Consider the following 19,629-nt stretch of genomic DNA (forward strand, 5'->3'; position numbering starts at 1 on the left):
GGGACACGACGAGCGGCAGCCAGCCGCTCTCGCTACTCGCCCCGCGGCCCGGCCTCTTCTTCGTCCAGCCCGTACAGCCGGCCGGCGGCGTGCAGCAGGTCGAGGTCGCCGCTGAGTGCGGCTTCGCGCAGACGCGCGCTGGGGTGGTGCAGCAGCTTGTTGGTCAGCGTGTTGGCGAGGAAAGCCAGCGCCTCGTCGGGCGACTTGCCGTGGGCCAGCATCGCGCGGGCCTTGCCCAGCACCTCGTCGCGGTAGACCTCGGCGTGCTGGCGCATGTCCAGCGCCGGGTTCTTCAGGGTCAGCGCGCGGCGCCAGGCCATGTAACGTTCCACCTGCAGGTCGATGATCGCCTCGGCCTCGTGCGCGGCGGCGGCGCGCGAGCGCAGGTTGTCGTCGATCACCTGGCGCAGGTCGTCGATGCCGTAGAGGTAGACGTCGGGCAGCTCGCCCACGCCGGCCTCGATGTCGCGCGGCACCGCGATGTCGACCATGAACATCGGCTTGCGTTTGCGCGCGGCCATCGCCTGCTCGACCATCGCGCGGGTCACGATCGGCTGCCGCGCGGCGGTGGAGGAGATCACGATGTCGGCCTCGGCCAGGTGCTGCGGCAGGTCGGCCAGCGCGATCGCGTAGCCGCCGTGGCGGCCGGCCAGCTCCTGCGCGGTTTCCGGCGTGCGGTTGGCGACGATCAGCCGGCGCGCCTGCTTCTCGGCCAGGTGCCGCGCGGCCAGTTCGATGGTGTCGCCGGCGCCGATCAGCAGCACGCACGCCTGCTTCAGGTCGGCGAATACCTGCTCGGCCAGACGTACCGCGGTGAACGCGACCGAGACCGTGTGCGCGCCGATGCGGGTGTCGGTGCGCACCCGCTTGGCCACCGCGAAGGTGTGTTGCAGCAGGCGGTCCATCGGCGCTTTCAGCGCCTGCGCCTCGCGCGCGAGCTGGTAGGCGTCCTTCACCTGGCCGAGGATCTGCGGCTCGCCCAGCACCATCGAGTCCAGCCCGGTGGCGACGCGGAACATGTGGCGCACCGCGTCGTCCTCGTCATGCCGGTACAGGAACTCATCCAGCTTGCCGGGGGTCAGATGGTGATGACGATTCAGCCATGCCTGCGGGATGTCCTCCGCGCCTGCGGCGACGCCGACATACAGCTCGGTGCGGTTGCAGGTGGACAGGATCATCGCCTCTTCCACGCCGGGCTGGCGGGTCAGATCGTGCAGGGCCTCGCCGGCGGCGTCCGCGTCGAACGCCACCTGTTCGCGCAGGCTGACCGGCGCGGTGAGGTGGTTGAGCCCGAGGGCGATCAGCGGCATGGTGGTCGGAACATCTCGGCGGCGGGGATCCGGCGGCGTAGGCTAAGCTTGACGCGGTGTCGCCGGATGGCGACCGGCGACCGGAACGGGCATGTGGACGGAGAGTAGTGTGCGGAGCGGTGCAGGCAAGTTCAAGCAACTGCGGCATTTTACGGCACTGGCAACGGTGATGCTTGGCCTGGCGGCCTGTGCCGGTGTGCCACGGCGTTCCGCACCGGAAACGGCGGCCGTGCCGCAGCCGCTGGCGCATGCGGTGGTGGCCACCCCGGACGCCGACCACGACCTGCTGGCGCAATTGCTGGCCGGCGAAATGGCGCTGACCCGCACCGACCTGAAGGCCGCGTCGGACTATTACGGCAAGGCGGCTGCTCTGAGCAATGACCCCAAGGTGGCCGAGCGCGCCGCCAGCCTGGCGGTCGCGGTGCATGACGGCGAGGCGGCCCGGCGCGCACTGGGTCGCTGGCAGGCGCTGGGCGCCGATCCCGCCGCCATCGCCCAGGTACGGGCCCAACTGGCACTCGATCAGGGGCAGGCCGACGAGGCACAACGCCAGTTGGAGCTGCTGATCGGCACCGGCGACAAGGACGCCTGGCGCCAGTTCGGTCGCGTGCTGGTGGGCGCCCGCGACCAGGCCCAGGCGGCGCGCCTGCTGGAGACGCTGGCCACGCCGCAGCGGCTGCCCGCCGATGCGCATGCGTGGTTGGCAATGAGCGAGCTGGGTGATCGTCTCGGGCGTCACGCGTATGCGGCGCGGATCGCCAACGCCGCGATGCAGCGCTTCCGGAGCGCCGAGACCTATGCCTGGGCGGCACAGATGAAGTTCAAGGACGGTGATCGTGATGGCGCTAGCGCGCTGCTGCAGAAGGCGCTGGCGAAAGCCCCGGGGGATTCCCATCTGCGCCTGGCCTACGCCGGCATGCTCAGCCAGGCCGGTGACTATGCCGGCGCATCCCGGCTGCTGGCGCGCGGTCCGCAGGATGCCAACATCTACGCCATGCGCGCGGGACTGGCGGCACACGAAAAGGACGGAAAGGCGCTGGCCTCACTGTACCGTGAGCTGGAGAAGGCCGCGCCGGCGGTGCGCGAAGACAGCGTCTACCTGCTCGGCCAACTGGCCGAGATGCAGCATCGCGACGCCGAGGCGCTGACCTGGTACGACCAGGTGAGCGGCACCGACGAGCATGCCTTCGACGCCGACCTGCGCAGCGCGATGATCCTGCACACACAGGGCAAGCGGACCGAGGCGCATCAACTGCTGGAGCAACTGCAACTGACCTACCTCGACCAGCCCGAGCAGCTGCGGCAGGCCTGGCAGGCCGACGCCGAGCTGTACCTGCGCGAACGGAACTACGTGAAGGCCGAAGCCGCGTTCAGCCATGCGCTGCAGGTCGTGCCGGACGACCCGGGTCTGCTGTACGGCCGCGGCCTGACCTACGCCGAGGCCGGCCAGGTCGACCAGGCGGTGAAGGATTTCCGCCAGTTGCTGAAGATCAAGCCGGGTGACGTCGATGCCAGCAACGCGCTGGGCTACACCCTGGCCGACGCGAACCGCGATTTGCCCGAGGCCGAGCGGCTGATCGGCCTCGCCCGCGCCGCCAAGCCGAACGACCCGGCGATCGCCGATTCCTGGGGCTGGCTGCAGTACCGCATGGGCCACCTGGACCAGGCCGCGCAGGCCCTGCGCGGCGCGTGGCTGGCGCGCAAGGACGCCGATGTCGGCGTGCACCTGGGCGAGGTGCTGTGGAAGCAGGGCCATCGGCAGGATGCGCAGCGGATCTTCGACGAGGTCCACCAGCTCGATCCGCAGAACGATGCCTTGCGGGAAACCCTGAAGCGACTGCATCCATGAGGCGGCGCCTGTGTCTCGCCGCGATCACCCTGCCGCTGTTGCTGCTGACCGCCTGCGCGCCGCCGGCGGTACGCATGAAGGGCGACGCTGGCCTGCTGGACGCCCAGCGCGCGCGCGAGCAGGCGCTGGGCCATGCCGACCACTGGGTGCTGCAGGGCCGGCTCGGCGTCTCCAACGGCAAGGATGGCGGCAGCGGCAGCTTCAGCTGGACCCAGGACGGCGAGCGCTACGAATTCGTGCTGCGCGGGCCGGCGATCAGCGGCATGAACTTCCGTCTCAGTGGTGGCCCGGACGGCGCCTTGCTGGAGGGTCTGGAGCGCGGGCCGCTGCAGGGGCCCGATGCCGAGGCCCTGATGCACAAGGCGCTGGGCTGGGAAGTGCCGCTGCGCGACCTGCGCGCCTGGGTGCTCGGACTGCGTGCGGACAGCGGCCCGGCCGAACTCGAGTTCGGCGAGAACCGGCTGCCCTCGCTGCTGCAGCAGGACGGCTGGGTGGTCGACTATCGCGAATGGGACGACGCGCGGCGGCCGCCGCTGCCGACCAAGGTGTTCGCCGGGAAACCGCCGTACAAGGTGAAACTGTCGATCGAGTCCTGGCAGTTCCGTTGATGGGTTAGGCTTTGCGCCCCGCTGGCCATTGCAGCAGCACCGGAACCCGCATGTCCGTGCCGATCGAACCCGCCGAACCGAGCCAGGTCGATGCGCTGTGCGCGATCGAGCGCCGCGCCGTGCAGCTGTTTCGCGGCCATCCGGCATGGCCGAGCTACTCCGCCGTGTCGATTCCGCCGGAGCTGTTGCGGCAGGCGATCTCCGGCGGCCTGGTCTGGGTGGCACGGGGCGGGGCGGGCGAGCCGGTGGGCTTCGTCTGGCTGGATACCGAGCTGGTCGCCGGCGCCATCGGCATCGCCGAGATCGACGTGCTGCCGGAGTACGGCCGGCAAGGCATCGGTGCGGCCCTGCTTGAGCATGCCTGCGCATGGGCGCGCGCGGCGGGCTATCGCCGGATCGACCTGGGCACCCTGGCCGACGTGCCGTGGAACGCGCCGTTCTACGCAAAGCACGGCTTTGCCATCGCCGACAAGAGCGACCCGGCGTTCGCGCTTGCGCGCCAACGCGATCGCGAGAACGGCTTTCCCGATACCCTGCGTGTGTTCATGAGCCGGCCGTTGCCGCCGCCTGCGCCCGGCGAATGGACGGTGTGGCCGGCGCCGGCGAAGCTGAACCTGTTCCTGCGCATCACCGGTCGGCGGCCGGACGGCTACCACGAGCTGCAGACGGTATTCCACCTGCTCGACTGGGGTGATGAGGTGCGCCTGAGGGTGCGCGACGACGGCGTGATCCGGCGCACGCGCGACATGCCGGGCGTGCCCGAATCCACCGACCTGGTGGTGCGGGCGGCGCGGCTGCTGCAGGAGAGCACGGGTGCGTCGATGGGCGCCGACATCGAGGTGGACAAGCGCATCCCGATGGGCGGCGGGCTGGGCGGCGGCAGCTCCGACGCGGCCACCGTGCTGGTGGCGCTGAACCGGTTGTGGCGGCTGGACCTGGACGAGGATGCGCTGGCCGGGATGGGGCGACGGCTCGGTGCCGATGTGCCGGTGTTCGTGCGCGGCCGCTCGGCCTGGGCCGAGGGCATCGGCGAGCGGCTCACTCCGCTGGCGCTGCCGCGGCGCCACTACGTGGTGCTGGACCCGCACGAGCCGGTGCCCACCGCCGCGCTTTTTCAAGCCGCTGAATTGACACGAAATGCGCCGCGGGCGACAATTTCATCCTTTGCTTCCGGCGAAACGACGGAAAACGCCTTTGCGCCGGTGGTGCGTGCGCGGCACCCGCGGGTGGCCGCTGCGCTGGACTGGCTGGGCGGTTTCGGTCAGGCGCGGCTTTCCGGCAGCGGCGGTTGCGTGTTTCTGGAGGCGAGGTCGTCCGATCGGGCGGCGGCGATTGCCGCGCAGTGTCCGGCGGCATTCACGGCGGTTGTCGCCACGGGTGTCGACGTGTCGCCCCTGCATGATGCATTGGCGCGCCATCGGGCCTGGATTGGTTGATGCGGACAAGCTGACGACCGACCCGTCGACGCAGGCGGATCGGGCACTGACAGGCACAAGCGGACACAAATATCACTGGGGCGTCGCCAAGCTGGTTAAGGCACGGGATTTTGATTCCCGCATTCGCAGGTTCGAATCCTGCCGCCCCAGCCATTCCATGATGGCTTTGGTTTCGAGGTAATCACTGTGGACACGTCCACCCCGATGATGCTGTTTTCCGGTAATGCGCATCGTGCGCTGGCAGACGATGTCGCCCATCGCCTGGGCGTGCCGCTGGGCAAGGCGCTGGTCGGCACGTTCAGCGACGGCGAGGCGCAGATCGAGATCGAGGAGAACGTGCGCCGGCAGGAAGTGTTCGTGATCCAGCCGACCGGCGCGCCGAGCGCGGTCAACCTGTTCGAACTGCTGGCGCTGACCGATGCGCTGAAGCGCGCCTCGGCGGCCAGCGTCACCGCGGTGATGCCGTACTTCGGCTACGCCCGGCAGGACCGCCGGCCGCGCTCGGCGCGGGTGCCGATCACCGCCAAGCTGGCCGCCAGCATGATCGGCGCCGCCGGCGTCGACCGGGTGCTGACGGTCGACCTGCACGCCGACCAGATCCAGGGTTTCTTCGACATCCCGGTCGACAACGTATACGCCTCGCCGGTGCTGCTGGCCGACATCTGGCGCAGCCACAGCATGGATGACCTGATCGTGGTGAGCCCGGACGTGGGTGGCGTGGTGCGCGCCCGCGCGATCGCCAAGCGGCTGGACGACGCCGACCTGGCGATCATCGACAAACGCCGGCCGCGCGCGAACGTGTCCACCGTGATGAACATCATCGGCGACGTGGCCGGCAAGACCTGCGTGATGGTCGACGACATCGTCGACACCGCCGGCACCTTGTGCGCGGCCGCCGCGGCGCTGAAGGAGCGCGGCGCCCGCAAGGTGGTTGCCTACTGCGTGCACCCGGTGCTGTCGGGTGCGGCGATCAGCAACATCGAGGGCTCCCAGCTCGACCAGCTGGTGGTCACCAACACCTTGCCGCTGCGCCCGGAAGTACAGGCGTGTGCCAAGATCCGCCAGCTCTCGGTCGCCGAACTGCTGGCCGAGACCATTCGCCGCATCGCCTTCGGCGAGTCGGTGAGTTCGCTGTACGTGGATTGATCCCATGATTTCGCCGTCGCGGCCTGGCCGCCCGGCACCATCGGCTTTTCTGGTCGCGGAAAAGTCACGAAATCGCCGCGAGGCGGTTCTTCAAAAACCAAGGTAGCAACGAAATGTCCAAGACTCATGAAATCAAGGCGCAAAGCCGCAAGGACGAGGGGAAAGGTGCGAGCCGCCGCCTGCGTCATGCGAGCTTCGTGCCGGCCGTGGTCTACGGTGCCGGTCAGGCGCCGCAGAGCATCCAGATCGAGCACAACACCATCCTGCTCGCCGCCAAGAACGAGTGGTTCTTCTCCTCGGTGCTCGACCTGAACGTCGACGGCAAGGTGCAGAAGGTGCTGGTGCGTGACTGGCAGAAGCACCCGTTCAAGCAGCTGATGATGCACATGGACTTCCTGCGCGTGAACGAGAAGGAAGCGATCCGCGTCAACGTCCCGCTGCATTTCCTGAACAAGGATAAGTCCGCGGCGGCGAAGACCTCCGGTGTGGTGATCTCGCACAACCTGACCGAGGTGGAGATCTCCTGCCTGCCGAAGGACCTGCCCGAGTTCATTGAACTCGACCTGGCCGACCTGAAGCCCGGCGACATCATCCACCTGTCGCAGCTGAAGCTGCCGAAGAACGTCGAGCTGGTCGCGCTGCATGGCGGCGAAGGCCACGACACCGCGGTGGTCACGGCCAACACGGTGCAGGAAGAGGTCGAGGAAGCTCCGGCTGCCGAGGCTGCTGCGCCGGCTCCTGCCGCCGCCGCGCCGGCCAAGAAGGACGACAAGAAGTAAGCCGCGCCGGCCCGCGCTCGTCTGGAGCGCGGGTCGGCACTGCTGCTTGTCCGCATGGCTGGTCTGCGACTCATCGTCGGGCTGGGCAATCCCGGCGCCGAATATCTCCGAACCCGGCACAACGCCGGGTTCTGGCTAGTTGACGCCCTTGCCAGCGCCCAGGGCGAGCGCTTCGCCTTCGACGGCAAGCTGCACGGCGAAGCCTGCCGCGTGCGCCTCGGCGGCGAGCCGGTGTGGCTGCTGAAGCCGGCCACCTTCATGAACAAGAGCGGCATCGCCGTGGTCTCGGCGCTGCGCTATTACAAGATCGAGCCGGAGCAGTGCCTGGTCGCGCATGATGACCTGGACCTGCCACCCGGCACCGTGCGCCTGAAATTCGACGGCGGCCACGGCGGCCAGAACGGCCTGCGCGACATCGCCGCGCACTTCGGCCACGGCAAGTACCACCGCCTGCGCATCGGCATCGGCCATCCCGGCCACAAGGACCGGGTCACGCCGTGGGTGCTGGGCCGGCCTTCGGCCGCGGACGAGGATGCCATCCTCGACGGCATCGGCCGCGCGCTGGACGTGTTGCCGCTGGCGGTGGACGGCCAGTTCGACAAGGCGATGCAGTTGTTGCATACGAGCAGGTAGTAGGGAATCGCAAAAGCATTCCGCTCCCCGCTTTTTCCTATTCCCCATTCCCCATTCCCTATTCCCGGAATCCAATCCATGGGCATCAAATGCGGCATCGTCGGCCTGCCCAATGTCGGCAAGTCCACCCTGTTCAATGCGCTGACGAAGGCTGGGATCGCTGCGGCGAATTTCCCGTTCTGCACGATCGAGCCGAACGTCGGCGTGGTGCCGGTGCCGGATCCGCGGCTCAACGCGCTGGCCGCCATCGTCAACCCGCAGAAGGTGGTGCCGACCGCGGTGGAGTTCGTCGACATCGCCGGCCTGGTCGCCGGCGCGTCGAAGGGCGAGGGCCTGGGCAACAAGTTCCTGGCGCACATCCGCGAGGTGGACGCGATCGCCCACGTGGTGCGCTGTTTCGAGGGCGACGTGATCCACGTCGCCGGCAAGGTCGACCCGATCTCCGACATCGAGACGATCGACACCGAACTGGCGCTGGCCGACCTGGAGTCGGTGGAAAAGGCTTTGAACCGCGCCGAGCGCGCGGCCAAGGCGAACGACAAGGAGGCGCTGGCGAGGAAACCGGTGCTGGAGAAGCTGTCCGCCGCGCTCAACGAGGGCCGTTCCGCGCGCAGCGCCGGGCTGGACGAGGAGGAGAAGGCGCTGGTGCGCGACCTGTTCCTGCTCACCCTGAAGCCGCTGATGTACATCGCCAACGTCGCCGACGACGGCTTCGAGAACAATCCGCTGCTGGACGCCGTGCGCGCACGCGCCGTCGGCGAGGGTGCCGAGGTGGTGCCGGTGTGCGCGGCGATCGAGGAGGAGCTGGCGCAGCTCGACGAGGCCGATCGCGACGAGTTCCTGAAGGACATGGGCCTGGACGAGCCGGGCCTGAACCGGGTGATCCGCGCCGGCTACAAGCTGCTCGACCTGCAGACCTATTTCACCGCCGGCGTGAAGGAAGTGCGCGCGTGGCAGGTGAGGCGCGGCGCCACCGCGCCGCAGGCTGCCGGGGTGATCCATACCGACTTCGAGCGCGGCTTCATCCGTGCCGAGACGGTCGGCTACGACGACTTCATCCAGTACAAGGGCGAGGCCGGCGCCGCCGCGGCCGGCCGGCTGCGCAAGGAAGGCAAGGAATACGTCGTCAAGGACGGCGACGTGCTGCACTTCCTGTTCAACGTCTGAGCGACCTCGCCGCGACCGGCGCCGGCGGTTTCGGAGCAGGCGCGGGGGTATCCGGCGGAGCCTGGCGCGTCGGGGTGGATCGCCTTCCGGGTCAGGGCATAATGCGGGGCCCGACATCTCGTCGACAGGTACCAGCCGATGCCCGGAAAACAGCATGAAGTGACGTTCCGCTTTCTCGCCCAGCCCACCGACGTCAATTTCGGCGGCAAGGTGCATGGCGGCATGGCGATGAAGTGGATCGACCAGGCCGGCTATGCCTGCGCGGTGGGCTGGAGCGGGGCGTACTGCGTCACCGCTTCGGTCAGCGGCATCCAGTTCGTGGCGCCAATCCTGATCGGCGACCTGGTCACCGTGCGCGCGCGCCTGATCCATACCGGCACCAGCAGCATGCACATGGTGGTCGAAGTGCTGGCGCGCGACCTGCGCAAGGACGAGCAGCGCCTGGCGACCAGTTGCGTGATGGTCTTCGTGGCGCTGGACAGCCCCGACGGCAAGCCGACCCCGGTGCCGCACTGGGAGCCGCGCGACGACGGCGAACGCCGGCTGCAGGCGCAGGCCAGGAAGCTGCTGGAAGTGTCCAAGGGCATGGAGCAGCTGATCGACCTGCGGGCAGTCCCGTCGGACTGACATCGTCGCGGAAAATCGCTTTCTCATGCGGAATTGGCGCTGCAAGGTGTTGACAGTTCGGGGTCCGATCCACACAATACGCGTTCTTTGTTGGAGGGATACCCAAGCGGCCAACGGGGGCAGACTGTAAATCTGCTGGCTTACGCCTTCGGTGGTTCGAATCCACCTCCCTCCACCACGACGAGTTCCGCGCAGGGCGGGAGTAGTTCAATGGTAGAACCTCAGCCTTCCAAGCTGATGGTGCGGGTTCGATTCCCGTCTCCCGCTCCATTGATCTCGTCCTGGGTGATTCACGCTCATGTAGCTCAGTCGGTAGAGCACTTCCTTGGTAAGGAAGAGGTCACAGGTTCGATTCCTGTCATGAGCACCACTTCATTTGGCCGTCATGGCCAGCCCCGAAACGGGCAGGTTCCTTCAATTCATTGACTCCATCGGGGTTTAGCGCGCTATGGCAAAGGGTAAATTCGAACGCACCAAGCCGCACGTCAACGTCGGCACGATTGGTCACGTGGATCACGGCAAGACGACGCTGACGGCGGCGCTGACGAAGGTCGGTGCGGAGCGTTTTGGCGGCGAGTTCAAGGACTACAGTGCGATCGACGCGGCGCCGGAAGAGAAGGCGCGCGGCATCACGATCTCGACGGCGCACGTGGAATACGAATCGCCGATCCGCCATTACGCGCACGTCGATTGCCCGGGCCACGCGGACTACGTGAAGAACATGATCACGGGTGCGGCGCAGATGGACGGCGCGATCCTGGTGTGCTCGGCAGCGGACGGCCCGATGCCGCAGACGCGCGAGCACATCCTGCTGTCGCGGCAGGTGGGCGTGCCGTACATCGTGGTGTTCCTGAACAAGGCGGACATGGTCGACGACGCGGAGCTGCTCGAGCTGGTCGAGATGGAAGTGCGCGAGCTGCTGTCGAAGTACGACTTCCCGGGCGACGATACGCCGATCATCCACGGTTCGGCGCTGAAGGCGCTGGAAGGGGATCAGAGCGAGATCGGCGTGCCGGCGATCGTCAAGCTGGTGGACGCGCTGGACAGCTACATTCCGGAGCCGGTGCGTGCGATCGACAAGCCGTTCCTGATGCCGGTGGAAGACGTGTTCTCGATTTCGGGCCGCGGCACGGTGGTGACGGGCCGTATCGAGCGCGGCGTGATCAAGGTGGGCGACGAAATCGAAGTGGTCGGCATCCGCGACACGCAGAAGACCACGGTGACCGGCGTGGAAATGTTCCGCAAGCTGCTGGACCAGGGCCAGGCGGGCGACAACGCGGGCCTGCTGCTGCGCGGCCTGAAGCGTGACGACGTGGAGCGTGGCCAGGTGCTGGCGAAGCCGGGCACGATCACCCCGCACACGGACTTCGAGGCGGAGGTGTACGTGCTGTCGAAGGACGAGGGTGGCCGTCATACGCCGTTCTTCAAGGGTTACCGTCCGCAGTTCTACTTCCGCACGACGGACGTGACGGGCGCCGTGACGCTGCCGGAAGGCGTGGAAATGGTGATGCCGGGCGACAACGTGAAGATGGTGGTGAGCCTGATCCACCCGATCGCGATGGACGAGGGCCTGCGCTTCGCGATCCGCGAAGGCGGCCGCACCGTCGGCGCCGGCGTGGTGGCCAAGGTCATCAAGTAAGAGCTTTTGTCCCGGCAGCGAACCGCCGGGTAGACGGGGGTGACCATGAAAGCGATGGTATCCCGATGCTTTTCCTGAATAGTCCGGCATGGATGCCGGTTTGATCTTCGCCGTCAGGGAGGACGACACAAGCAAACACTCCGGCATGGATGCCGGGTTGATCTTTGCCATCAGGGAGGATGGCTGAAATAATCCTCACGGGGCGAGCGGATTCAAGCCGCTCGCTGTCGTGTTTGAAGTTCAAGCCATGTACGCCAGTAGCTCAATTGGCAGAGCAGCGGTCTCCAAAACCGCAGGTTGGGGGTTCGAGTCCCTCCTGGCGTGCCACTTCCCCGAGGATCGAGACGGGTGGCGGTGGCAGGGCCGGCCGTGAGGCGCGGCGTGCTGCTGATACCTGGTCACTAGTGCATGAATATCAAGGCAGAACAGCCCAAGGGCGCGAACGCCGCCGACATCGGCAAGCTGGCACTGGCGGGGCTGGTGCTGGCTGCCGGTATCTTTGCCTACTCCTGGTTCGGCCGGGACGGCAGCATTTCCTCGTCGGTGCGCCTGCTGGGCGTGCTGGCCGCGCTGGTGGTCGCGCTGGCGATCGCCGCATTCACCGCCCTGGGTCGGCGGGTGCGGAACTTCATCGCCGAGTCGCAGTTCGAAATGCGCAAGGTGGTCTGGCCGACCCGCGACGAGACGATCAAGACGACCGGCATCATCATCCTGGTGGTGATCGTGCTGTCGCTGCTGTTGGGTCTTATCGACCTGATCCTGAAGTCGGTCATTCTCGACTGGCTGCTGAAGCTGGGTGGCTGAGGTGAGCATGAGCAAGCGCTGGTACGTGGTGCACGCCTATTCGGGCTTCGAGAATCAGGTGAAGCGCTCCCTCGAGGAGCGCATCAGGCGCGCCTCGATGGAGGAAAAGTTCGGCGAAGTGCTGGTGCCGACCGAGGAAGTGATCGAGATGCGCGGCGGCCAGAAGCGCCGCAGCGACCGCAAGTTCTTCCCGGGTTACGTGCTGGTGCAGATCGAGACCGGCACCGAAGGCAAGGCGCCGCGGATCGACGACGAATGCTGGCATCTGATCAAGGAAACCCCGAAGGTGATGGGGTTCATCGGCGGTACCGCCGACCGCCCGCTGCCGATCAAGGACAGCGAGGCCGATGCCATCCTCAGTCGCGTGCGCGAAGGTGTCGAGAAGCCCAAGCCCAAGGTGCTGTTCGAGCCGGGCGAGATGGTGCGCGTCACCGAAGGCCCGTTCAACGATTTCAACGGCGTGGTCGAGGAAGTCAACTACGAGAAGAGCCGCCTGCGCGTGGCGGTGCTGATCTTCGGCCGCTCCACTCCGGTCGAGCTGGAGTTCGGCCAGGTCGAGAAGGCCTGAGCTGGTCGGGGCGGCCCGGCCGCCCGGTTCGGCAAGTTTTGGCACGGGGCTTGCTGATAGACCGATAAATCTCTATACTGCGCGGTTCACGCTGGGTCTTTTTCGATCCGGCGTGCACGCGTTTCGGATCCGCAGGACGCGGATCCTCCTTCCATCCAGGGACCGGTGAACAGCGAGGAGCCGCAAGGCGCCCGGACTCGCGAGGAAAATCCCATGGCAAAGAAAGTCGTCGGTTACATCAAACTGCAGGTCAAGGCCGGCCAGGCCAATCCGTCGCCGCCGGTGGGCCCCGCCCTCGGCCAGCGCGGCCTGAACATCATGGAGTTCTGCAAGGCGTTCAATGCCGCCACGCAGAAGCTGGAGCCGGGTCTGCCGATCCCGACCATCATCACGGCGTACTCCGACCGCAGCTTCACCTTCATCACCAAGACCCCGCCCGCCACGATCCTTCTGAAGAAGGCCACCGGCGTTGCCAAGGGTTCGCAGAAGCCGAACACCGACAAGGTCGGCAAGGTCACCCGCAAGCAGCTGGAAGACATTGCGAAGCAGAAGGAGCCGGACCTGACGGCTGCCGACCTCGACGCCGCGGTGCGCACCATTGCCGGTAGCGCCCGCAGCATGGGCCTTGTGGTGGAGGGTTAAGACATGGCAAAGATCACGAAGCGTATGAAGGCCGCCCAGGCCGCGGTGCAGCCGGGCAAGTTCTATGCCCTGGACGAGGCCCTGAAGATCGTCAAGGCCAACGCCAAGGCGAAGTTTGCCGAGTCGGTGGACGTGGCCGTGCGTCTGGGCATCGACGCGAAGAAGTCGGACCAGGGCGTGCGCGGCTCCTCGCTGCTGCCGCACGGCACCGGCAAGACCGTCAAGGTCGCCGTGTTCTGCCCGCCGGGCGAGAAGGCCGAGGCCGCCAAGGCCGCCGGTGCCGATGCCGTCGGCATGGACGACCTGGCCGAGCGCATGCAGGGCGGTGATCTCGACTTCGGTCGCGTGATCGCCACGCCGGACGCGATGCGCGTGGTCGGCAAGCTGGGCCAGTTGCTCGGCCCGCGCGGCCTGATGCCGAACCCGAAGGACGGCTCGGTCACCGCCGACGTCGCCACCGCGGTGAAGAACGCCAAGGCCGGCCAGGTGAAGTTCCGCAACGACAAGGCGGGCATCATCCACGCCACCATCGGCAAGGCCAACTTCGAGGCCGAGCAGCTTGCGGACAACCTCAATGCGCTGATCGCCGACCTGCTGAAGGCCAAGCCGTCCACCGCGAAGGGCCAGTTCCTGCAGAAAGTGGCGCTGTCCAGCACCATGGGCGTCGGCGTTGCCGTCGACACCTCGTCGCTGGCCTTGGCCGCCAAGTAAGTATCAAGTCCCGCACCGGCGGTCGCCGGTGCGGGCAGTTTTTGAGGGCAGTCCCGGCCGTTTCGGCGGCCGGGGCCGCTGTCAAAGACCGCAGGCGCGTTCAGCGCGCGACGACGACGGGCAGGGAGCTCGTACAAGGCATGGAATCGCCGTCGCCGCCAGCGGGATCGCTTAATCGGGTTTCTCGCAAATCCGGCCTGCGCAGATGGTGCTGCCCCTTCTGGAATGTTCGATGTGTTCTGGAAAGGCCAACACCCGGGACCCCAGCGTCCCCGACGTCATGGACGGCGTCGCCCAGGACCGCAAGCGGCAGGAGCCGTAAGCGGAGTTCATTTGGAGGAGTGCAATGGCTCTCAATCTGTCTCAGAAGCAAGAAGTAGTCGCCGAACTGGCAGAAGTTGCCGCGAAGGCTCACTCCCTGGTCGCTGCCGAGTATGCGGGCACCACGGTCGCTCAGATGACCGCGATGCGCAAGAAGGCCCGCGAATCCGGCGTGTACTTGCGGGTTGTCAAGAACACGCTGGCGTCGCGTGCCGTGGCCGGTACCGAATTCGAGGTCGTCAAGGACGCCCTGGTCGGTCCGCTGCTGTACGCATTCTCGACGGAAGAACCCGGTGCAGCCGGGCGTCTGATCAAGGAGTTCGCCAAGGACAACGACAAGCTGAAGGCGAAGCTCGTCTCGGTGGAAGGCAAGCTGCTGCCGGCCGCGCACGTCGACGTGCTGGCCTCGCTGCCGACCCGCGAACAGGCGCTGGCCATGCTGGCCCGCGTGCTGGCCGAACCGGCCACGATGTTCGCCCGTGTCGTCAAGGCCGTGGCCGACAAGCAGGGTGGCGGCGAAGCCGTCGCCGAGGCCCCGGCCGAAGCCGAGCCCGCCTGAGTTCAACGTCTATTCAAACCGAACCTAATTTCCAGAGGTAAAACAAATGTCCCTGACCAACGAACAGATCGTTGAAGCCGTCGCCGCCAAGTCGCTGATGGAAGTGATGGACCTGGTGAAGGCCATCGAAGAGAAGTTTGGCGTGACCGCCGCTGCCCCGGTTGCCGTGGCCGGTCCGGCCGCTGCTGCCCCGGTTGCCGAGGCGCAGACCGAGTTCGACGTCATCCTGAAGACCGCCGGCGCCAAGAAGGTCGACGTGATCAAGGCTGTCCGCGCGATCACCGGCCTGGGCCTGAAGGAAGCCAAGGACCTCACCGAGGCCGGCGGCGTCCTGAAGGAAGCCGTGTCGAAGGAAGATGCCGAGAAGTTCAAGAAGGAACTCGAAGCCGCCGGCGCTACGGTCGAACTGAAGTAATCGGCGCCCTTGCGCGCCGTCAGTTGGATCCTTGCGTCAAGCAAGCCTGGGGGCGTGAGCCCCCGGGCTTTGCCTGCTTTAAATGAAACGGGAATAGGGAATGGAGAATAGGGAATCGGAAAGCCCGGTATAGCTTTTGCCGATTGACGATTCCCTATTCTCGATTCCCTGCAATTCCATTCAGCCGGTGTGTGCACCACCGGCGTCACTGCGAACCGAGGCGCTACCGATCATGGCCTACTCGTTTACCGAGAAGAAACGCATCCGCAAGGATTTTGGCAAGCGTCCGCCCGTACTGGGCGTGCCGAACCTGCTGACCATCCAGACTGATTCCTACCGGGAGTTCCTGCAGGAACATGTCGCGCCGAAACAGCGGGGCGACAAGGGTTTGCATGCCGCGTTGAAGTCGGTGTTTCCGATCACCAGCTACTCGGGCAATGCGGCACTGGAATACGTGGACTACCGTCTCGGCGAGCCGGCGTTCGACGAACGCGAGTGCCGCAACCGCGGCATGACCTTCGGCGCACCACTGCGTGTCACCGTGCGTCTGGTCATCTACGACAAGGACAGCCCCGCGTCCAAGAAGGCCGTGAAGTACGTCAAGGAGCAGGAGGTCTACATGGGCGAGATTCCGCTCATGACCGACACCGGCACCTTCATCATCAACGGCACCGAGCGCGTGATCGTCTCGCAGCTGCATCGTTCGCCCGGCGTGTTCTTCGACCACGATCGCGGCAAGACGCACAGCTCGGGCAAGTTGCTGTTCTCGGCCCGCGTGATCCCCTACCGCGGCTCCTGGCTGGACTTCGAGTTCGACCCGAAGGACGCGCTGTTCACCCGCATCGACCGCCGCCGCAAGCTGCCGGTGACGGTGCTGTTGCGCGCACTCGGCTACAGCAACGAGGAGATGCTGGGCATCTTCTTCGAGCACAACGTGTTCCACCTCGGCAAGAAGGGCGGCACCACGCTGGAGCTGGTCGCCGAGCGCCTGCGCGGCGAGACGCTCTCGTTCGACCTGGCGATCGGCGGCAAGGTGCTGGTGGAAGCCGGCAAGCGCATCACCGCGCGCCATGTGCGCCAGCTGGCGGCCGAGAACATCACCGCGCTGGAAGTGCCGGACGACTATCCGGTTGGACGCCTCCTGGCGATCGACATCGTCGACGCGAAGACCGGCGAGCTGCTGGCCTCGGCCAACGACGAGATCACCGCCGAACAGATGGAGGCCTTCCGCAAGGCCGGCATCGAGCGCCTGCCCACGCTCTACGTGAACGACCTCGATCGCGGCGCCTACATCTCGCACACCCTGCGCATCGACAACACCAAGACGCCGCTGGAGGCGCTGGTGGAGATCTATCGCATGATGCGCCCGGGCGAGCCGCCGACCAAGGATGCCGCGCAGAACCTGTTCTTCAACCTGTTCTTCACCTTCGACCGCTACGACCTGTCCTCGGTCGGCCGCATGAAGTTCAACCGCCGCGTCGGCCGCAAGGACATCCTCGGCCCGGGCGTGCTGTACGACCACAAGTACTTCAGCGAGCGCAAGGAAGAGGAGGCGCAGGCGCTGGTGGCCTCGCAGGGTGACAGCTCCGACATCCTCGACGTGCTGAAGGTGCTGATCGACATCAAGAACGGCCACGGCACCGTGGACGACATCGACCACCTGGGCAACCGTCGCGTGCGCTCGGTCGGCGAAATGGCCGAGAACACCTTCCGCATCGGCCTGGTACGCGTGGAGCGCGCCGTGCGCGAGCGCCTGTCGCTGGCCGAGGCCGATGGCCTCACCCCGCAGGACCTGATCAACGCGAAGCCCGTGGCGGCGGCGGTGAAGGAGTTCTTCGGCTCCTCGCAGCTGTCGCAGTTCATGGACCAGAACAACCCGTTGTCGGAAGTGACGCACAAGCGCCGCGTCTCGGCCCTCGGCCCGGGCGGCCTGACCCGCGAGCGCGCCGGCTTCGAGGTGCGCGACGTGCACCCGACCCATTACGGTCGCGTCTGCACCATCGAGACGCCGGAAGGCCCGAACATCGGCCTGATCAACTCGCTGGCCGTGTACGCCCGCACCAATGCCTACGGCTTCCTTGAGACGCCGTACCGCAAGGTAGCCAACGGCAAGGTCACCGACAAGGTCGACTACCTGTCGGCGATCGAGGAGGGCGACCACGTGATCGCCCAGGCGAACTCGCCGCTGGACAAGCACGGCGTGTTCCTGGAGGACTTCGTGTCCTGCCGTTTCCGCGGCGAATCCGAGCTGCGTCCGGCGTCCGAGGTCGACTACATGGACGTCTCGCCGATGCAGACCGTGTCGGTCGCCGCCGCGCTGGTGCCGTTCTTGGAGCACGACGACGCGAACCGCGCGCTGATGGGCGCGAACATGCAGCGCCAGGCCGTGCCGACCCTGCGTTCGCAGACCCCGCTGGTGGGCACCGGCATCGAACGCGCGGTGGCGCGCGATTCCGGCGTCATCGTGTCCGCCAAGCGCGGCGGCGTGATCGACCAGGTCGATGCGGCGCGTATCGTGGTGCGCGTCAATGAAGTGGAGGTCGGCGACAACGACGCCGGCGTCGACATCTACACGTTGACCAAGTACACCCGCTCCAACCAGAACACCAACCTCAACCAGCGTCCGCTGGTGAATGTCGGCGACGTGGTGGCGAAGGGCGACACGCTGGCCGACGGTTCGTCGACCGACCTGGGCGAGCTCGCGCTCGGCCAGAACATGCTGATCGCCTTCATGCCGTGGAACGGCTACAACTTCGAAGACTCGATCCTGCTGTCCGAGCGCGTCGTGCAGGAGGACCGCTATACCTCGATCCACATCGAGGAGCTGTCCTGCATCGCGCGCGACACCAAGCTGGGCGCCGAGGAAATCACCGCTGACATCCCGAACGTGGGCGAGCAGGCGCTGGCCCGCCTCGACGAGTCCGGCATCGTCTACATCGGTGCCGAGGTGAAGGCCGGCGACATCATGGTCGGCAAGGTCACGCCGAAGGGCGAGAGCCAGCTGACTCCGGAAGAGAAGCTGCTGCGCGCGATCTTCGGCGAGAAGGCGTCCGACGTGAAGGACAGCTCGCTGCGCGTGCCGCCGGGCATGGACGGCACCGTCATCGACGTGCAGGTGTTCACCCGCGACGGCATCGAGAAGGACAAGCGCGCCAAGCAGATCGAGGAAACCGAGATCAAGCGGATCCGCAAGGACCTGGACGACCAGTTCCGCATCCTCGAGGGCGCGATCTACAGCCGCATGCGCACCCAGCTGGTGGGCAAGTCCGCAATGAGCGGTCCGGGCGGCCTGAAGCGCGGCGCCGAGATCACTGACGCCTACCTCGACGGCCTGAAGAAGGACGACTGGTTCAAGGTCAACGTCAAGGACGAGGACGTCACCGAGTTCCTCGAGCGTGCGGCCGACCAGGTCAAGCGCCACAAGGAGGAGTTCGACAAGCGCTTCAAGGAGAAGCAGGGCAAGATCACCCAGGGCGACGATCTCGCACCGGGCGTGCTGAAGATGGTCAAGGTGTTCCTGGCGGTGAAGCGCCGCATCCAGCCGGGCGACAAGATGGCCGGCCGCCACGGCAACAAGGGCGTGGTCTCCAACGTGGTGCCGGTGGAGGACATGCCGTACTCCGCCGACGGCGTGCCGGTCGACATCGTGCTGAATCCGCTGGGCGTGCCGTCGCGCATGAACATCGGGCAGATCCTGGAAGTGCATCTGGGCTGGGCCGCCAAGGGCCTGGGCAAGAAGATCCAGAAGATGATCGAGGCGCAGGAGAAGGTGGTCGAGATCCGCAAGTTCCTCGACCAGATCTACAACAGCCACGTCGCCGGCGCGGTGCAGCACGTCGACCTGAAGTCGCTCACCGACGCCGAGATCCTGGCGCTGGCGAACAACCTGCAGGAAGGCGTGCCGATGGCCACGCCGGTGTTCGACGGCGCCGAGGAGACCGAGATCAAGGCGATGCTGAAGCTGGCGGATCTGCCCGAGTCCGGCCAGACCATGCTGTTCGATGGCCGTACCGGCGAGGCGTTCGATCGTCCTGTCACCGTCGGCTACATGCATTACCTGAAGCTCAACCACCTGGTCGACGACAAGATGCACGCGCGCTCCACCGGCCCGTACTCGCTGGTCACCCAGCAGCCGCTGGGCGGCAAGGCGCAGTTCGGCGGCCAGCGCTTCGGCGAGATGGAAGTGTGGGCGCTGGAAGCTTACGGCGCGGCCTACACCCTGCAGGAAATGCTGACGGTGAAGTCCGACGACGTGCAGGGCCGCAACCAGATGTACAAGAACATTGTCGACGGCAACCACGAGATGTCCGCGGGCATGCCGGAGTCCTTCAACGTGCTGGTGAAGGAAATCCGCTCGCTCGCCATCGACATCGATCTGGAAGAGATCAAGTGATCCGCGCAGTCACCGGAGATTT

Annotated in this window: 17 protein-coding genes and 5 tRNA genes; 21 read left to right on the top strand and 1 reads right to left on the bottom strand. The window is 66.5% G+C overall.

Annotation, left to right across the window (positions count from 1 at the left end):
- Nucleotides 1-32: 32 nt before the first annotated feature.
- Nucleotides 33-1,310, bottom strand: coding sequence for a glutamyl-tRNA reductase (gene hemA / locus AC1Q5A_RS05100; RefSeq protein ID WP_492698973.1), 1,278 nt, complete (start codon nucleotides 1,308-1,310; stop codon nucleotides 33-35).
- 169 nt (nucleotides 1,311-1,479) lie between these two features.
- Here hemA and AC1Q5A_RS05105 point away from each other — a divergent pair, with 169 nt between their 5' ends.
- The 21 genes from AC1Q5A_RS05105 (at nucleotide 1,480) to rpoB (ending at nucleotide 19,607) form a co-directional block, all read left to right on the top strand.
- The gene (locus AC1Q5A_RS05105; RefSeq protein ID WP_492699066.1) at nucleotides 1,480-3,159 is read left to right on the top strand and encodes a tetratricopeptide repeat protein; all 1,680 of its coding nucleotides are present in this window, start codon (nucleotides 1,480-1,482) and stop codon (nucleotides 3,157-3,159) included.
- A complete protein-coding gene (gene lolB / locus AC1Q5A_RS05110; protein ID WP_492698976.1) occupies nucleotides 3,156-3,767 on the top strand; it encodes a lipoprotein insertase outer membrane protein LolB in 612 nt (203 codons plus the stop codon). Before AC1Q5A_RS05105 ends, lolB begins: the two co-directional genes overlap by 4 nt.
- Before the next feature lie 50 nt (nucleotides 3,768-3,817).
- On the top strand, nucleotides 3,818-5,203 hold the full coding sequence (gene ispE / locus AC1Q5A_RS05115) for a 4-(cytidine 5'-diphospho)-2-C-methyl-D-erythritol kinase (RefSeq protein WP_492698978.1): 1,386 nt from the start codon (nucleotides 3,818-3,820) through the stop codon (nucleotides 5,201-5,203).
- A gap of 76 nt (nucleotides 5,204-5,279) precedes the next feature.
- Nucleotides 5,280-5,356 (top strand) — tRNA-Gln (locus tag AC1Q5A_RS05120).
- A gap of 51 nt (nucleotides 5,357-5,407) precedes the next feature.
- The gene (locus tag AC1Q5A_RS05125; RefSeq protein WP_492699068.1) at nucleotides 5,408-6,349 is read left to right on the top strand and encodes a ribose-phosphate diphosphokinase; all 942 of its coding nucleotides are present in this window, start codon (nucleotides 5,408-5,410) and stop codon (nucleotides 6,347-6,349) included.
- A gap of 113 nt (nucleotides 6,350-6,462) precedes the next feature.
- The gene (locus AC1Q5A_RS05130) at nucleotides 6,463-7,128 is read left to right on the top strand and encodes a 50S ribosomal protein L25/general stress protein Ctc (protein ID WP_492698980.1); all 666 of its coding nucleotides are present in this window, start codon (nucleotides 6,463-6,465) and stop codon (nucleotides 7,126-7,128) included.
- A gap of 54 nt (nucleotides 7,129-7,182) precedes the next feature.
- Nucleotides 7,183-7,761: an aminoacyl-tRNA hydrolase gene (gene pth / locus AC1Q5A_RS05135; protein ID WP_492698982.1), complete on the top strand. Its 579-nt coding sequence runs from the start codon at nucleotides 7,183-7,185 to the stop codon at nucleotides 7,759-7,761.
- 78 nt (nucleotides 7,762-7,839) lie between these two features.
- Nucleotides 7,840-8,928: a redox-regulated ATPase YchF gene (gene ychF / locus AC1Q5A_RS05140; protein ID WP_492698985.1), complete on the top strand. Its 1,089-nt coding sequence runs from the start codon at nucleotides 7,840-7,842 to the stop codon at nucleotides 8,926-8,928.
- Nucleotides 8,929-9,066: 138 nt separating this feature from the next.
- Nucleotides 9,067-9,555, top strand: coding sequence for an acyl-CoA thioesterase (locus tag AC1Q5A_RS05145; protein ID WP_492698987.1), 489 nt, complete (start codon nucleotides 9,067-9,069; stop codon nucleotides 9,553-9,555).
- Between the two features lie 92 nt (nucleotides 9,556-9,647).
- A tRNA-Tyr gene (locus AC1Q5A_RS05150) sits at nucleotides 9,648-9,733 on the top strand.
- An 18-nt stretch (nucleotides 9,734-9,751) separates the two neighbouring features.
- Nucleotides 9,752-9,825, top strand: a tRNA-Gly gene (locus AC1Q5A_RS05155).
- A 24-nt stretch (nucleotides 9,826-9,849) separates the two neighbouring features.
- A tRNA-Thr gene (locus AC1Q5A_RS05160) sits at nucleotides 9,850-9,925 on the top strand.
- Nucleotides 9,926-10,003: 78 nt separating this feature from the next.
- Nucleotides 10,004-11,194 carry an elongation factor Tu gene (tuf, locus tag AC1Q5A_RS05165; protein ID WP_492698989.1) on the top strand — a complete coding sequence of 397 codons (1,191 nt, stop codon included), beginning with the start codon at nucleotides 10,004-10,006 and terminating at the stop codon, nucleotides 11,192-11,194.
- Between the two features lie 251 nt (nucleotides 11,195-11,445).
- Nucleotides 11,446-11,521 (top strand) — tRNA-Trp (locus tag AC1Q5A_RS05170).
- An 81-nt stretch (nucleotides 11,522-11,602) separates the two neighbouring features.
- A complete protein-coding gene (gene secE / locus AC1Q5A_RS05175; protein WP_492698991.1) occupies nucleotides 11,603-11,998 on the top strand; it encodes a preprotein translocase subunit SecE in 396 nt (131 codons plus the stop codon).
- A 7-nt stretch (nucleotides 11,999-12,005) separates the two neighbouring features.
- Nucleotides 12,006-12,566, top strand: coding sequence for a transcription termination/antitermination protein NusG (nusG, locus tag AC1Q5A_RS05180; RefSeq protein WP_492698993.1), 561 nt, complete (start codon nucleotides 12,006-12,008; stop codon nucleotides 12,564-12,566).
- 213 nt (nucleotides 12,567-12,779) lie between these two features.
- Nucleotides 12,780-13,208, top strand: coding sequence for a 50S ribosomal protein L11 (gene rplK / locus AC1Q5A_RS05185; protein WP_027491701.1), 429 nt, complete (start codon nucleotides 12,780-12,782; stop codon nucleotides 13,206-13,208).
- A 3-nt stretch (nucleotides 13,209-13,211) separates the two neighbouring features.
- On the top strand, nucleotides 13,212-13,919 hold the full coding sequence (rplA, locus tag AC1Q5A_RS05190; protein WP_492698995.1) for a 50S ribosomal protein L1: 708 nt from the start codon (nucleotides 13,212-13,214) through the stop codon (nucleotides 13,917-13,919).
- A 346-nt stretch (nucleotides 13,920-14,265) separates the two neighbouring features.
- The gene (gene rplJ / locus AC1Q5A_RS05195; protein ID WP_492698997.1) at nucleotides 14,266-14,799 is read left to right on the top strand and encodes a 50S ribosomal protein L10; all 534 of its coding nucleotides are present in this window, start codon (nucleotides 14,266-14,268) and stop codon (nucleotides 14,797-14,799) included.
- A gap of 46 nt (nucleotides 14,800-14,845) precedes the next feature.
- The gene (rplL, locus tag AC1Q5A_RS05200) at nucleotides 14,846-15,214 is read left to right on the top strand and encodes a 50S ribosomal protein L7/L12 (RefSeq protein ID WP_492698999.1); all 369 of its coding nucleotides are present in this window, start codon (nucleotides 14,846-14,848) and stop codon (nucleotides 15,212-15,214) included.
- Between the two features lie 229 nt (nucleotides 15,215-15,443).
- Complete coding sequence (gene rpoB, locus AC1Q5A_RS05205; protein WP_492699069.1) at nucleotides 15,444-19,607, top strand: DNA-directed RNA polymerase subunit beta; 4,164 nt, start codon at nucleotides 15,444-15,446, stop codon at nucleotides 19,605-19,607.
- Nucleotides 19,608-19,629: the final 22 nt, after the last annotated feature.

Source organism: Rhodanobacter sp. GW835-FHT13D09, from assembly GCF_058793995.1.

Excerpts from the sequence above, each read along its gene's own strand:
- AC1Q5A_RS05145 (WP_492698987.1), top strand. The coding sequence starts at position 9,067 with ATGCCCGGAAAACAGCATGAAGTGACGTTCCGCTTTCTCGCCCAGCCC.
- lolB (WP_492698976.1), top strand. The coding sequence starts at position 3,156 with ATGAGGCGGCGCCTGTGTCTCGCCGCGATCACCCTGCCGCTGTTGCTG.
- nusG (WP_492698993.1), top strand. The coding sequence starts at position 12,006 with ATGAGCAAGCGCTGGTACGTGGTGCACGCCTATTCGGGCTTCGAGAAT.
- rplK (WP_027491701.1), top strand. The coding sequence starts at position 12,780 with ATGGCAAAGAAAGTCGTCGGTTACATCAAACTGCAGGTCAAGGCCGGC.
- ychF (WP_492698985.1), top strand. The coding sequence starts at position 7,840 with ATGGGCATCAAATGCGGCATCGTCGGCCTGCCCAATGTCGGCAAGTCC.
- AC1Q5A_RS05105 (WP_492699066.1), top strand. The coding sequence starts at position 1,480 with ATGCTTGGCCTGGCGGCCTGTGCCGGTGTGCCACGGCGTTCCGCACCG.
- tuf (WP_492698989.1), top strand. The coding sequence starts at position 10,004 with ATGGCAAAGGGTAAATTCGAACGCACCAAGCCGCACGTCAACGTCGGC.
- AC1Q5A_RS05125 (WP_492699068.1), top strand. The coding sequence starts at position 5,408 with ATGATGCTGTTTTCCGGTAATGCGCATCGTGCGCTGGCAGACGATGTC.
- secE (WP_492698991.1), top strand. The coding sequence starts at position 11,603 with ATGAATATCAAGGCAGAACAGCCCAAGGGCGCGAACGCCGCCGACATC.
- rplL (WP_492698999.1), top strand. The coding sequence starts at position 14,846 with ATGTCCCTGACCAACGAACAGATCGTTGAAGCCGTCGCCGCCAAGTCG.
- rplJ (WP_492698997.1), top strand. The coding sequence starts at position 14,266 with ATGGCTCTCAATCTGTCTCAGAAGCAAGAAGTAGTCGCCGAACTGGCA.
- rplA (WP_492698995.1), top strand. The coding sequence starts at position 13,212 with ATGGCAAAGATCACGAAGCGTATGAAGGCCGCCCAGGCCGCGGTGCAG.
- AC1Q5A_RS05130 (WP_492698980.1), top strand. The coding sequence starts at position 6,463 with ATGTCCAAGACTCATGAAATCAAGGCGCAAAGCCGCAAGGACGAGGGG.
- hemA (WP_492698973.1), bottom strand. The coding sequence starts at position 1,310 with ATGCCGCTGATCGCCCTCGGGCTCAACCACCTCACCGCGCCGGTCAGC.
- pth (WP_492698982.1), top strand. The coding sequence starts at position 7,183 with ATGGCTGGTCTGCGACTCATCGTCGGGCTGGGCAATCCCGGCGCCGAA.
- ispE (WP_492698978.1), top strand. The coding sequence starts at position 3,818 with ATGTCCGTGCCGATCGAACCCGCCGAACCGAGCCAGGTCGATGCGCTG.